Source organism: uncultured Faecalibacterium sp. (assembly GCF_900066275.1).
GTDB classification, from domain to species: Bacteria; Bacillota; Clostridia; order Oscillospirales; family Ruminococcaceae; genus Faecalibacterium; species Faecalibacterium taiwanense.
The window spans coordinates 114,064-128,437 of the sequence record NZ_FMFG01000003.1 but is presented as its reverse complement, the minus strand read 5'-3'; the positions used below and the strand labels follow the sequence as shown (position 1 = coordinate 128,437).

Genomic DNA, 14,374 nt, shown 5'->3' with positions numbered 1-14,374 from the left:
TCTCAGCCGCCGAAAGCCCGGTGAGCCGGGCCATCTCGCCGGGGTGCGGGGTCACGATCAGCTCTCCCGCCGGGTGTGGCAGCGTTTTGCCCTCGGCCAGCAGCTGCGCGGCGGCGTTCAGGCCGTCCGCATCCAGCACCGCGCTGCCTGCAAAGCCGGGCAGCAGCTTCTGCACCAGCGTGCGTGTCTCTGCCGCGCGGGCTGCACTCTGGGCCGTACCGCCAAGGCCCGGGCCCAGCAGCAGCACCGTCGCCTTCTGGCGCTGGAGCTGTGGAATGCTCTCCGGCGAGATGCCACCTTCGGCCCCCGCCACGCAGGGACACAGGCAGCATTCCGGCAGGCGGGCCACCGCAGCTGCCAATACCGGCTCCACGCTGGCCAGCGTTACAATGCCCGCACCGGTGCGCAGAGCTCCCTCGGCGGCAAGCAGGGCTGCACCTCGGTAATATGCACTGCCCGCCACAGCCAACACGGTGCCAAAGCTGCCCTTGTGGCTGTCGCGCGGGCGCGGCGGGATGTTGTGCCAGATAAATTCGGATGTGATCTCGGTTGACATTTTATGCTTCCCCCTGCACCAGTTTGCGGATCTGCTTTTCCACATTCTGCACTTCCTCATGGAACATGCGGGCGGAGACACGCAGCGCGCCGTGGCCCAGAATGATGATCTGCTCCATGCCGTCGGAAGTAGCCACACGCACTCGCCGCCCCTTGCCGATCTCATGAGTAACGTGCTCGATGAACATATCGGCGGTTTCGGCTTCCTTGGTGTAGACCACATGGATGTTATGGTACTGCTCAATGCTGCCGGGGCTGCCCGGCACACGATAGGCATCGAATACAAGAATAAGATTGCACTTCTGGTAGCCCTGATAGTTGCACAGAATATCCATCAGCTTGTGGCGGGCCGCTTCCAGACTGTCCTTTGCAAGGGCGTTCAGCTCATCCCACGCAAAGATGATATTGTAGCCGTCCACCAGCAGATATTCGGGCAGGATCTCCCACTGCTGGGCATCAAAATCCGGGCGTTCCCGCTTTTGCACCGGGCGGAATGCCGCCAGCGGGTCCCGTTTGATGGGGCCATAGGTGCGCTCGAAGATTTTGAGCAGCTCGGCATCCTCTTCCAGTGTTGCGCGGTAAGCCGCTGTCCGGCGCTGGGGCACGGTCTGCGTCTCCTGCTCCGGGCTTTTGCTTTTTCCCCAGCCGCTGTCCACATGCATGTGGCTGCGCACCTGATCCCAAGGCACCACAAAGCCCGCGCCATGGGCACAGAACACCGAATCTGCCGGGTTGTCAAGGTCGTGCTCCGGCTCGTAGCCCACAGCTTCAATGATCTCCGCCGCATTGTGGCAGGGCCGGTAGCCGTCCAGCGTCAGGGTCAGGTGTCCCCGGCCCCGGGTATAGCCCACCACCTCCATGGGGTAGCTGCGCATGGTGGCCACCGGTGCAAAACCGGTGAGCACAGCAGCCTCTTCCCCGCTTTCTGGCGGGTCAAAGCTGCCCTCCATGCGCTGGATATCGGTCATGGCACGGCCAAGGTTCTCCACCGGCACTTCCAGCCGAAAGGCATACCATGGCTCCAGCAGCTGGCTTTTGGCCAGCATCAGACCCTGCCGCACCGCGCGATAGGTGGCCTGCCGAAAATCTCCGCCCTCCGTGTGTTTAAGATGGGCGCGGCCCGCAATGAGGGTGATCTTCACGTCCGTCAGCGGCGCACCGGTCAGCACACCAAGGTGCTGCTTTTCTTCCAGATGGGTCAGCACAAGGCGCTGCCAGTTCTTGTCCAGCACTTCTTCCCGGCAGTCGGCGGCAAACTGCATCCCGCTGCCGCGGGGCAGGGGCTCCAGCTTGACATGCACCTCCGCATAGTGGCGCAGCGGCTCATAGTGGCCCACGCCCTCCATAGGCTCCGTGATGGTCTCCTTGTACAGAATGCCGCCGGGGCCGAACTCCACGTTCAGGCCAAAGCGCTCTGCCAACAAACTGCGCAGCACTTCCAGCTGCACCTCGCCCATGAGCTGCACATGGATCTCGCCCAAAGTCTCGTTCCATACCACATGGAGCTGCGGCTCCTCTTCTTCCAGCCGGTGCAGCTTGCCCAGTGCCGCGTGCACATCAGTCCCCTCCGGCAGCAGCACCTGATAGCTCAGCACCGGTTCCAGAACCGGCACATCGCTGTCGCGTTCCGCGCCAAGGCCCTCGCCCGGGCGCGCCTTGGTCAGGCCGGTGACGGCGCACACCTGCCCCGGGCCGATGGCTTCCGCCAGCGTATACTTCACGCCGGAGTACAGCCGCAACTGGTTTGCCTTTTCCTCCCACGGCTCACCATCTGCTTCGCCGGAGAGCTGGGCCTTTACCTTCAGTTCGCCGCCAGTCACGCGCAGCCATGTCAGGCGCGTGCCCTGCTCATCCTGTGACACCTTGAACACCTTGGCACCAAAGGCATCCAGCGCGGGAGCCGGACGGGTATAACGGTCGATGCCGTCCATCAGAGCATCCACGCTTTCCAGTGCATCGTCTTCGGTACGCCGCAGCGCCGAACCGAACCAGCACGGGAACACATGCCGGCGTGCAACGGCCGGGATGAGGTCCGCATCGGTCAACTGACCGGCATCCAGCATCCGATCCATCAGGTTTTCGTCACACAGGGCCAGTGCTTCGTCCCGGTCGGCCTGCGGCACATCAAAGGCCACAAAGCCCTCGCCCAGACGGTGGTTCAGCTGGGCGAGCAGCTCTTCCCTGCTCTTGCCGGGCAGGTCCATCTTGTTCACGAACACAAAGGTGGGCACATGGTAGCGCCGCAGCAGCCGCCAGAGCGTCTCGGTGTGGCTCTGCACACCGTCGGTGCCGCTTACCACCAGCACAGCATAGTCCAGCACCTGCAGGGTGCGCTCTGTCTCGGTAGAAAAATCCACATGGCCGGGGGTGTCCAGCAATGTGATATCCGTATTGCCCGCTGTCAACAGGGCCTGCTTAGAAAAGATGGTGATGCCGCGCGCTTTTTCAAGCGTGTCGGTATCCAGAAAGGCATCCTTGTGATCCACGCGGCCCAGCTTGCGGATCGCGCCGGAGCGGTAGAGCATGGCTTCCGAAAGGGTGGTCTTGCCGGAGTCCACATGGGCAAGGATGCCCAGAACGATTTGTTTATGCGTTGTTTCCATCCGCTTCTCCTACAATCAAAAATTCATTTTTATTGTAGCACGGATGGAGAAAAAAGAAAAGTTTTTGATTTAGAATGGGGTCGAAACCAAAAAACGCAGTTTATCTTATCGGCTTTTCGCGTGAAAAAACAGCTCTGGAAAATCCGCAGATTTTCCAGAGCTGTAAATATAAGAATAACAATTCCGCTATTCATAGCCAAAGCGAACGCGTCGGCCATTTTAACGGTCAATTACTCCACAATGATGCTCTTGCCGGTCATTTCAGCAGGCACGGGCAGACCAATATACGGCAGCATGGTGGGTGCGATATCTGCCAGGCAGCCGCCCTCACGCAGCTTCACATCGCCGCAGCCAACAGCCACAAAGGGCACCACGTTGGTGGTGTGTGCGGTGAAGGGGGTGCCGTCCGGGTTCATCATCTTCTCGGCGTTGCCGTGGTCGGCGGTGATGAAGGCGCAGCCGCCGGCCTTCAGCACAGCGGACACCACCTGATCCACAGCGGTATCCACAGCCTCAACGGCCTTGACCGCAGCATCGAACACGCCGGTGTGGCCGACCATATCGCAGTTTGCAAAGTTCAGGATGACCACATCGTACTTGCCGCTCTCGATGCGCTTGACGCACTCGGCAGCAACCTCGGGGGCGCTCATCTCGGGCTTCAGGTCATAGGTGGCGACCTTCGGGCTGGGGATCACGCAGCGGTCCTCGCCCTCGTAGGGAGCCTCCACGCCGCCGTTGAAGAAGAAGGTGACATGAGCGTACTTCTCGGTCTCGGCAATGCGCAGCTGAGTCTTGCCATTCTCGGACAGGTACTGGCCCAGAACGTTCTTCAGCTCCACAGGCGGATAGGCGACCTCGCAGTTGGGCATGGTGGCATCGTATTCGGCCATGCAGACATAGTTCACCTGCTTGCGGCCGCCGCGGCGCTCAAAGCCGGTGAACGCATCGTCGCAGAAGATGCGGGTCATCTGGCGGGCACGATCGGGACGGAAGTTCATGAAGATCACGGTGTCGCCATCCTGCACGCGGCCACCCTCACAGGTGACGCAGGGCAGAACGAACTCGTCGGTCTTGTCTGCTGCATAGGATGCCTCGATGGCCTCGGCAGCGTTGGCGGCATGATTGCCCTCGCCGTAGACAAAGGCAGCGTATGCCTTTTCTTCACGATCCCAGTTGTTATCGCGATCCATGGCGTAGTAACGGCCGGAGACGCTGGCGATCTTGCCGATTCCCAGCTCGTCCAGCTTGGCCTGCAGGTCGGCCAGGAAGCCCTTGCCGGAGTGCGGGTCGGTATCACGGCCATCGGTGATGCAGTGCAGGTAAACGTTCTTTGCACCCAGATGTTTTGCCATTTCCAGCACGCCGAACCAGTGGTCAGCGTGGCTGTGCACGCCGCCGGTGCCCACCAGGCCCATCAGATGGATGGCCTTGCCGGCGTCGATGGCAGCCTGCATGTTCTTGACCAGAACAGGGTTCTTGAGCATCTCGCCGTCCTTGATGGACTTGGTGATCAGGGTCAGCTGCTGGTACACGATGCGGCCAGCGCCCATGTTGGTGTGGCCAACCTCGGAGTTGCCCATCTGGCCGTCGGGCAGGCCGACTGCCATGCCGGAAGCCTCGATGGTGGTCATGGGGTACTTTTCCATCAGAGCATCCAGATGGGGGGTCTTGGCGGCCACCACGGCGTTGCCGTAGGTCTCGCCCGGCACCCAGCCGAAGCCATCCATGATGCACAGAAGAACAGGTTTCTTTGCCATAAAATTGAATCTCCTTTGAATTTAACAAATCAGCGCCCGGCACAGCGCTGGAAATGCGGCGCAGCCGGGCGCTGAAACAGCTGATTTAAACCGTCGATCAGCCCTTGGTGGCTGCGTTGACGATCACTGCAAAGTCGGGAGCCTTCAGGGATGCGCCGCCGATCAGGCCGCCGTCCACGTCCTTTTTGCTCAGCAGCTCCTCGCAGTTCTTGGCGTTCATACTGCCGCCGTACTGGACAGTGGTAGCCTCGGCAACTGCCTCGCCGTACACCTCACCGATGACCTTGCGGATCTGGCCGCAGACTTCCTCAGCCTGATCGGCGGTAGCGGTCTTGCCGGTGCCGATGGCCCAGATGGGCTCGTAAGCGATCACGACATTTGCCATCTGCTCAGCGGTCACATCACGCAGAGCGATCTTGGTCTGCATACGCACCAGCTCTTCGGTCACGCCCTCTTCGCGCTGCTGCAGGCTCTCGCCCACGCAGATGATGACCTTCAGACCGGCGTTCAGAGCAGCCAGAGCGCGCTTGTTCACGGTCTGGTCGGTCTCGGCGAAGTACTGGCGGCGCTCAGAGTGGCCCACAATGACATACTCCACGCCCAGATCTACCAGCATGTCAGCGCTGATCTCGCCGGTGAAAGCGCCGGACTTCTCGAAGTGAACATTCTCAGCACCCACATGGATGTTGGTGCCCTTGGTCTTTTCCACAGCGGTGACCAGATCGGTATACGGGGTGCAGATAACCACCTCGCAGCCTGCGTCCTGCACGGCGGGGACCAGCTCGTCCACCAGAACAGCAGCCTCGGAGGCAGTCTTGTTCATCTTCCAGTTGCCTGCAATGATAGCCTTACGCTTTGCCTTATCCATGATACTCTATCTCCTTTATTTACCTTCTATCGTGCAGAAAGCTCTGCACAAACAAAAAGATGCGGCGGCGCTAAAGCCGCCGCACCCATTATGATGCCGGGATCAGATTATGCGTTCTGAATAACTGCGATGCCGGGCAGCTCCTTGCCCTCCAGATACTCCAGAGAAGCGCCGCCGCCGGTGGAGATGTGGGTCATCTTGTCGCCCAGACCCATCTGCTGCACAGCTGCTGCGCTGTCGCCGCCGCCGATCACGGTGGTAGCATCGCTCTCAGCCATAGCCTTGGCAACTGCCAGAGTGCCAGCTGCCAGAGTGGGGTTCTCGAACACGCCCATGGGGCCGTTCCACACAACGGTCTTGGATGCCTTGACAGCATCGGCAAACAGCTTCATGGTCTCGGGGCCAATGTCGCAGCCTTCCATGTCAGCCGGGATCGCGGTGACAGGAACAACCGTGGTCTCAACAGGAGCGTCGATGGGATCGGGGAAGTCCTTGATGCAGACAGCATCAACGGGCAGCAGCAGCTTCACGCCCTTCTCCTGAGCCTTGGCCATCATCTCCTTGCAGTAATCCAGCTTGGAATCGTCGCACAGGCTCTTGCCGACCTCGTAGCCCTGAGCCTTGACGAAGGTGTAAGCCATGCCGCCGCCGATGATCAGGGTATCGACCTTCTCCAGCAGGTTGGAGATAACATTCAGCTTGTCTGCGACCTTTGCGCCGCCCAGAATAGCGGTGAAGGGACGAACGGGATCGTTCACAGCGTTGCCCAGATACTTGATCTCCTTCTCCATCAGGTAACCAACAGCGGTATCCTTGATGAAGTCGGTGACGCCTGCGGTGGAGCAGTGTGCACGGTGGCAGCTGCCGAATGCATCGTCAACATATGCATCAGCCAGGGAAGCCAGCTCTTCGCTGAACTCGGGCATGTTCTTGGTCTCTTCCTTGCGGAAACGGGTGTTCTGCAGCAGAACGACATCGCCGTTGTTCATGGCAGCAACAGCAGCCTTTGCGTTCTCGCCCACAACGTTGTCGTCGTCAGCAAACACAACGGTCTTGCCCAGCTTTGCGCTCAGAGCCACAGCAACGGGTGCCAGGCTGAACTTTGCCTCGGGGCCGTTCTTGGGCTTGCCCAGATGGCTGCACAGGATGACCTTTGCGCCATCGTTGACCAGCTTCTGGATGGTGGGCAGAGCTGCATTGATGCGGTTCTCGTTGGTGATCACACCGTCCTTCATCGGGACGTTGAAATCGCAACGGACAAGCACCTTCTTGCCGCAGTAGTTCTGATCGTCGATCGTCTTCTTACCTAAACCCATGGTAATAAACTCCTCTCAAGTTTTAATTTCTGAACTAGAGTTTCGCTCGCATTCGGGGGATCTTGCCCCGTTACTCTACTATTATAAACAAAAACCGTGCACATTGCAAGGTCGCAAGATAGATAATAGTTTAACAAACATTTGCCGCTGATGCACGGAAATGTGTGTATTTTGACCGAAAGCCGCAGCCTTACCGTGTTTTCCGGCAGAACATTCCGCAAATGCGGTCATACATTCCCCATATGAACTTCTGGTTCCGCTGACCCCGCTCAAAAATTGCTTCCACACCAGCATAGCCGCTCGCCTTATACTTCCTGAAAATATTCTGCTTTCAGAGGATTATTCGACACTTCTTTTTCAAAGAATTCTTTGAAGCCTTCCTCCAATACATCCAGAAAATCCGGAGTCAACCCCCACATATTCATGGATACCAGATAATTTTTCTGTGACCCAGCAGGTCACTTGTTCCTTAAAATGTGACCTACTGGGTCACATTTTGGCCTCAGAAGCCATCTCTGCTAAAGGGGAAAAAAGAAAATTCTGACTTCTATGTTGGCTGCTCTTTTCGTTCTTCTTGATTCGTTTTTTCATAGGCCAGATGTTCCTTATTGGAATCCACCATATATCCGGCACCTGTGAAGATGCCCGCAAGGAAAGCATGATAGAAGTCTTCCCGATAGTCATGGTAGCTTATGGTGCGCCGGAGCAGAGCATTCATTTCCTTGGTAATGCCTTCGCTGTCACCATTCCAGACTGCATCAAACAAAGCATTTCGATTCCACTTCTTCGTACTGTCATAGTTCATCCAACATTGCTCCCTGCACAAACCCGGTAAATAGAATCCGATCGTCACCCTTCGCCAGTTCTTTCAATTCCTCCATAAAGGAATCCGTATCGCTGGAGCCACCTGCAATGACCAGTTTTTTTTCTGTCTTAACATTCTTGAATGCCTCAACCAGATATCGAATCCCCTTCTCCGGCACCAGACGCCCGAGGAACAATATGTAGGAATCTTTTTCCAGTCCAAAATGATCTGTGATCAGCTTTGCTTCCCGAATCTGCGGCCTATTCACGCCATTAGGGATAAAGTGTGTTTCTCTTCCATAAGTTTCCTTAAAATAGTCCTGCACTCCTTTGCTCAGAACAATGACCTCGTCCGCATATTTCGCAGCATTTTTTTCGCCTTGGTGGATAAACTTAGAACCAAGTCCTGATTGCCATTTCTCGCGCTGCCAATCAATGCCGGCCGATGTCAAGTCTTGGACAACATTTTTCACAAATAAATTTGAAAAAAGCAAAAAAAAATAAGCCCTACAAGGTTTTCAGTCAGTATCGAACCGATCTGAGCCTTGTAGGGCTTTACAGTTTACTCTATATGCTTTTTATCTTAGACCGCCTGCAGCGGGGTATTTTCCATCACTTTCTTAAATTCCTCTACTGTCATTCCAGCATCTTCCGCTGCTTCTTCAATCGTCACACGGCCTTTTCTTACCTGTTTAACCAGCATCCGCATCTCACCAATGTTGATGCCTTCTTCTCTGCCTTCGGCCTTTACGCCCTGACTAAGGTTGCACATAACAAGCACCTCCCTTTCCAGTTCTTCGTTCATTGCAACGCCAAATTCTTCTTCAAGAATTTTCTTTTTCTCAGTAGCTGCTCTGGAAGAAGAGAGCAACACATCCATAAATTTCACAATACCTGTATAGTTTTCCGTACCCGGTTCTCCCAGACAAATCGTTACAACACTCATTAAATCGTAGTTTTCCGATTTTTCAACAGCGTTTCCAATCAACTGCTCTGGTCGGATAGAATAACGAATCAGAGTGTTTTGGAACTCCTTGGTTGGGTGTGTACAAACCCAGATAGAGTACACTTTTCGGATTTTCCCATACTCCGAGTTCGTGAATATCGGACCATGCTGTGCGGAGATCATCCTGCTGCAATAATAGATTGCTCGCTTTGTCAACGGGTATCCCGGATTAAAAGCCGTCTGCGCTTCCACATTGATAATAAGACGTATCACATCTTTCCGTGCAGTAGAACCTTCTAACGCCGGTGCAATTGCATCGAACCGGACATCATAATTGACGGTTCCTTCCGTCAACGTAGAATCCTCATTATTGCTTCCGACAATTACGTCAGAAGTTTTTTGGGGTCTGTTTGTATCATCAACATGAACGCCAACCGTGCCCACTTCCGGCGTTCCTTCGATATACTTCTCTGCAATTTCGTCTACGGAACAGGCACTGTACTCATTCACACAGTTCTTCATAATCTGTGCCAGAATCTGTTTGTTGGCAAGCAGCTTCTTGGCAGCCTTATCATAACTCGAATCATATTCCGTCTGCGTTATCGCATGAGCAAGCTGATTTTCCATCGGCATTCACTTCCTTACAGCAGATTCAAGAGGAGAGTATACCTCCCCTATTGTGCTTTCATCTTACCATAAAACACTTTGCATATCAAGCTGACAGATGTAAACTTTTCAGCATAGATTTGTCCATATTGCCCACTCTGGTTTAAATTCAATTCAGCATAATATTTCAATAGAGCAACACCTATATTCAAGATCCTTCCCGCCTTGACTAACATTCCCGTTCATCGTTTTCAAGTGAAATGATAACTGCGTTTTTCTCAGCTTCATATCTTCCTTTAAACTGATGATCCTTTCCTGCGGCTAGTCCATTTGCCTCCAGTAGCGCCTGAATGAACTGTATTCCGTTAATCATCATCCGGCACTGCCCATCGGTCAACAGCCTGTCTGGAACCTTAAATGACATGGGATGTTCAGCGGTGCACGGAGTAATCGCAATAGACTTCCGATCTTTCCTCTGCAAAACACAAATATAGGTCGGACTCCCAAGGACACGAATAACATCCTTTCCCACATTCATTCTTCGGCTTTCTGCCGGAATCGTCACCATCAGATTCATAATTCGTCCAGAACTCATGTCAGCATTCCTTTCTCAACAACCTCACTGCCCGGTCGTTGTACATTTTCAGGCTGTTCCGACAAATCTGGCAAAGGTATATTTTCAGATTCTTCACATTGCGGTATCGGTACTGAAATAGTATCTGTTTTCTGTTCAGGCTCATCCAATACAGCAGAGCCCTGATACCCAATAAAATCCTCGAACAGATTCATCTGATGGCCTGCAATGTAATCAGTATAAGATTTCCCGATCCGATCCTTATAGACATCCGGGAAGAACTTTATCTGTTTTTTCTTCATCTCGCCAGTAAGCGGGTCCGTATATTCCTGTGGCTTCGGTGTGAACATGATTGCTTCTTCCAAATCGAACAACATACAAAGGCCTTGATCTGAATTAGCCACCCGTCCAAGCACTTTATAACGACATTCCCGATTCCAGTTCATGAGCCTGAAGATATTTTCCATAAACTCCAATGATGTAATATCCTTATTCACCCAATTTTCGTCCTTCTGTCGTGCCCATTCAACAGACGCGCTGTCCTCTTCCGGGCACATAATCAACGCAAGCCGCTTCTTATTGGGGTGCAAAATCGGAAGGACATACTTGATTCCTTCAAAAAGCCGAATGCACGCCATATTAAATTTCATAACACCATATTTTATGCTCACTGCAGGTTTATTCAGCATGGAAAACTGGGTGCGCGGCGGAAGTTCATAGACATCGAACTTTTCGTACTCCAGTTCTCTTTTATGTTCTTTCCGTATCTGTGCAAGTTCACGAATCAAGGAGATTTCCCGAACGCTCAGTTCCTGCGCCCTGCTTTTTTCTTCCATTCTATAAGTTCCTCCTACATCGACATCAAAAGATCATCCAGTTCACGTTGAACTTCATTTCTGCTTGGAATTGCACCAATCATGGGATTTTCTACGACTTGGCCAGATTCCATCACATCACTAACTGTAATGCTCTGAACCCATTTACTCCGATATAACCGGCATTTCAGATTCATCGAACAATTTTCTTGTTCATACTGATTTTTCCCAGTCAAAATCCGGGACTCATCCAATTCAAAAATTAGGAACTTTGCATTTCCCTGACCCCGGCAGATACCACGGCACTGGTAACGGCAATTCATTTTCCAGTTCAACGTTTGAAGAATCAGGCCAGAAAACGCTCTGGCTGAAAAGGCACTATGAACGTCATTGTCATCTTGCCAGTGCATCGCCGTTGAAGAGCCCTGATCGCTCTTTCGCAAAATCACGACCTGCAGAATCGGATGATAGAGCAGTTCCACATGCTCGCAGTCGTCCAAGCGGGTATGACACGCTTTGCTGAAACGGATTCCATTTTTTGAGATTGTTATGACCGGGCTGCTCTGGTTGATAAAGCAAGTACCTGAAACCGTCAGATAATCAGATAACAATGCCATATCCGACTTCTTCCCAGACCTCATTTCCGTCATATCGTTCAGTTCGACCACTTCTTCCGGCAGATAGGCATTCAGGCAAAGGCTGCGGATGCTTTCGGCATTGATGCCACTCCAGTTCGGATGGATGCCCACGAATCCTTTCAATGCTCCCTGCTGGATTACTACAATATCCTGCACCCCGCACTTCTTTTTGCTGGACGCCACAAGATGTGCAGCCCGTGCAATTTCCGGCGAAACAATCGCTTCGTGATGTTCTGGAACGTAGGCAGAGCAGCGATTTCCGTTATTCTTTGTGACCTTGCCCAACTTGTAGTCCACCACAATGCTCTTCCGCGCTTCCAGATCACCCCAGCGGCGTTCATTTTTCATGATGTTTGCTACCATCACACCGTTCCACTCCTGCCTGCCGCGCAGGGTGCTGCGCTTTTTCTGCGTCAGGATCATTGCAATCTGATCGTAGTTATAACCATAGATAAACGCCAGAAAGATAAAACGCACCGTCTTTGCTTCTTCCGGCTCAATTACCAACTGTCCATCTTTGGTATGCCGATACCCCATCAGGTCGGTCACCGGGTACTGACCTGTCATAATACGCTGGTCATACGAAAGGATCATCCGGCGGCTCTTGTTGCCCGATTCCCAATCTGCCAGAAGTGCCTGAATGTCAAGGCTGTATTGGCTGCTTGGATTCAGCGTGTAGATATTCTCTGTTTCAAAGTACACACCGATGGGATGTGCAGGATGCATGGTTTTCAGGGCCGCGATCTGCGTCATGCAATCTGAAAAATTCCGAGCAAAACGCGAAATGCTGGCACAGATAATCAAATCCATTTTCTGGTCTTTGGCATCTCGCATCATTCGCTTAAACGCATCTCGTTTCCGCAGTGAAGTACCCGATTTTCCCTCGTCACTGTAAATATCCTGCAGATTCCAGTTTTCCGTTTCTGCAATCTTTTTGGTGTAGTATAGAGTTTGATTTTCAATAGAGGAAATCTGTTCTTCGCTAGATGTGCTGACACGGGCATAAACGGCCACACGTTTTAGGTCACTGTCATAAATTGATGGGGTCGGCTTTGCAGGGCGGAAATAATCTTTTGCTGATTTCTGACCCTGTTCAGTCTGCTTATGGATTCTGTCGCGGATTTCGGCTTTTCTCTTTTCAACTTCCAAATGCCTGCTTTTCCAATCCATTCCATTGGACACAACTTCGATATTTTCTATTGAAATATGTTCTACATTTTTTGAATCATACTGTCCTTCATTCATTTTCCATCTGCCTTTTCCATTTCATGTTCTAGTCGTGCTTTCCATGCAAGATATTCTTTCTCACGGATTGATGTGTATTTTTCGGCTAATTCTTTCAGACTTTGCCGTTGGTTATCAACATCAAGAATGGTGTCGATTCTCTGGTCATCATCATCCGTAACAACGTCCACTCGCATCGGTATGTCAAACAGATATTTCAACAGGAAACAGAAATCACAGGTATTCGCCGCAAGGTAGGCTCTTGTTTGCGAGAAAATCAGATTAACTATTCCTTTTTTACAGTCCTGAAGCAGATGTACCATTTCTGGGCGTTTGTAAATTTTCTTATTCCCTGTGATGTCAATATAGACACCAACCAGCCTTTTATCCACATCATCTCTGAACCTTTCAGCATAGTAGGAACTGTGATAGGCTACTGCTGCATCCTTAGAGCGTTCCCACAGTTTTGCAAGTTTCACATAGCCACCAACCTTATACTTGCGGTCCATTCATAGCACCTTCTTCCAGCTGAACACTCCAATACCATCTCCGCTTCTTCTGGTAACAGTGGATTCCCATTTCCGTTTTTACCATCCGTGCCACTCGTTTGCTGACACCCTCATTGTCCAGACGGCAATAAATTTCATTTGCGCTCATATCGCCTTTTTCAAGGAAATGCTTGATCCAGTAGGCAGCTTTCTGTTGCTCTGTATCAAATTTAGGTTCGGCGTCCGGCTGTTGTTTTTCAAAGAGCTGTGGCCTGCATTCCAGCCATCGAAAGCCCTTGTCGGCAGAAATGGAAAAGCGGATGTCTTCTGCCGTAGGCGCAAGACTGTTTTTGATTTGATGTACGATTCTTATATCAGGATTCTCGGTATCTCGCTCCACCTGCAGGACGCTTCGTGCTGCTGCCACAACATCAATGCTGCCAAGGCTGCAGTACAGCCCTTTGGAGCCTTCTTTTTTGTTAAGGTGTCCAATCAGAATGATAGCGCAGTCGTAACCAGCAGCCCACATTCCAAGGCGGCGCATGAGTTTCCGCGCTCTGCCTGCGATTTGCAAATCCGAATCGCTGCCAAGATAAGCCTGAATCGGATCGATCACGACCAATCGAGGCCGAAATTCAATGATTGCCTGACGGATGCGCTCATCATCCAATGTAAGGCCGTTATAAACCTCTTCATTGATGAAGGCAATCTTCCGGCAGTCTGCTCCGTAGCGTTCCAGCCGGGGCTTTATTGTGTCTGAAACGCCATCCTCGGAGCACTGATAAATCACCTTTTGCGGCGCACCGATCTTACAGCCATCCGGGGTCTTACCACCCGTTGAAAGTTCTGCAATCAGATTCATCATCATGGTGGATTTCCCATCGCCGGGATCACCCTGCAGCAGTGTGATTTTCCCGATTGCAATAAAGGGATACCACAGCCACCGTACATCCGTTGACTGAACTTCGCTATACAGTGTCAGCAGCCTTTCCATTTCGTTTTCCTCACTTTTTTGCAGTTTGATTTCACGCTTTTATTATACACTTGTCAGATATATTTTTCTGTGAACCAGCAGTTCACTTGTTGCTCAAAATGTGAACTGCTGGTTCACATTTTGGCCTCAGAAGCCATCTCCGCTAGAGGGGAAAAATAAGAATTCTGACTTCTATGCAGATTGCCT

General features: G+C 52.4%; 13 protein-coding genes. All 13 read right to left on the bottom strand.

Translation table 11 applies throughout. The features are described from left to right. The coding region (locus tag QZL71_RS02375; RefSeq protein ID WP_294647598.1) for an ADP-dependent NAD(P)H-hydrate dehydratase at positions 1-556 on the bottom strand (556 nt) is incomplete at its 3' end. Position 557: 1 nt separating this feature from the next. Beyond that, positions 558-3,158, bottom strand: a complete 2,601-nt coding sequence (locus QZL71_RS02370) for a translation factor GTPase family protein (protein WP_294647596.1) — start codon at positions 3,156-3,158, stop codon at positions 558-560. Between the two features lie 230 nt (positions 3,159-3,388). Then, complete coding sequence (gene gpmI / locus QZL71_RS02365) at positions 3,389-4,915, bottom strand: 2,3-bisphosphoglycerate-independent phosphoglycerate mutase (RefSeq protein WP_294647594.1); 1,527 nt, start codon at positions 4,913-4,915, stop codon at positions 3,389-3,391. Between the two features lie 97 nt (positions 4,916-5,012). Continuing rightward, complete coding sequence (tpiA, locus tag QZL71_RS02360; protein WP_005945612.1) at positions 5,013-5,783, bottom strand: triose-phosphate isomerase; 771 nt, start codon at positions 5,781-5,783, stop codon at positions 5,013-5,015. A gap of 107 nt (positions 5,784-5,890) precedes the next feature. Beyond that, the gene (locus QZL71_RS02355; protein ID WP_005945608.1) at positions 5,891-7,099 is read right to left on the bottom strand and encodes a phosphoglycerate kinase; all 1,209 of its coding nucleotides are present in this window, start codon (positions 7,097-7,099) and stop codon (positions 5,891-5,893) included. A gap of 547 nt (positions 7,100-7,646) precedes the next feature. After that, a complete protein-coding gene (locus QZL71_RS02345; RefSeq protein ID WP_363912600.1) occupies positions 7,647-7,904 on the bottom strand; it encodes a hypothetical protein in 258 nt (85 codons plus the stop codon). After that, complete coding sequence (locus QZL71_RS02340; RefSeq protein WP_363912597.1) at positions 7,894-8,376, bottom strand: glycosyltransferase family 4 protein; 483 nt, start codon at positions 8,374-8,376, stop codon at positions 7,894-7,896. The genes QZL71_RS02345 and QZL71_RS02340 overlap by 11 nt, the downstream gene beginning before the upstream one ends. A gap of 110 nt (positions 8,377-8,486) precedes the next feature. After that, a complete protein-coding gene (locus tag QZL71_RS02335) occupies positions 8,487-9,476 on the bottom strand; it encodes a hypothetical protein (RefSeq protein WP_294647593.1) in 990 nt (329 codons plus the stop codon). A 208-nt stretch (positions 9,477-9,684) separates the two neighbouring features. Next, the gene (locus tag QZL71_RS02330; RefSeq protein ID WP_249233183.1) at positions 9,685-10,032 is read right to left on the bottom strand and encodes a hypothetical protein; all 348 of its coding nucleotides are present in this window, start codon (positions 10,030-10,032) and stop codon (positions 9,685-9,687) included. 14 nt (positions 10,033-10,046) lie between these two features. Then, positions 10,047-10,865 carry a hypothetical protein gene (locus QZL71_RS02325; RefSeq protein ID WP_294647591.1) on the bottom strand — a complete coding sequence of 273 codons (819 nt, stop codon included), beginning with the start codon at positions 10,863-10,865 and terminating at the stop codon, positions 10,047-10,049. Between the two features lie 14 nt (positions 10,866-10,879). After that, entirely contained in the window at positions 10,880-12,727 is a 1,848-nt protein-coding gene (locus QZL71_RS02320; protein WP_294647589.1) for a recombinase family protein, read from the bottom strand. Beyond that, on the bottom strand, positions 12,724-13,215 hold the full coding sequence (locus tag QZL71_RS02315; protein WP_294647588.1) for a hypothetical protein: 492 nt from the start codon (positions 13,213-13,215) through the stop codon (positions 12,724-12,726). Before QZL71_RS02315 ends, QZL71_RS02320 begins: the two co-directional genes overlap by 4 nt. Next, entirely contained in the window at positions 13,199-14,188 is a 990-nt protein-coding gene (locus QZL71_RS02310) for an AAA family ATPase (RefSeq protein ID WP_294647585.1), read from the bottom strand. The genes QZL71_RS02315 and QZL71_RS02310 overlap by 17 nt, the downstream gene beginning before the upstream one ends. Positions 14,189-14,374: the final 186 nt, after the last annotated feature.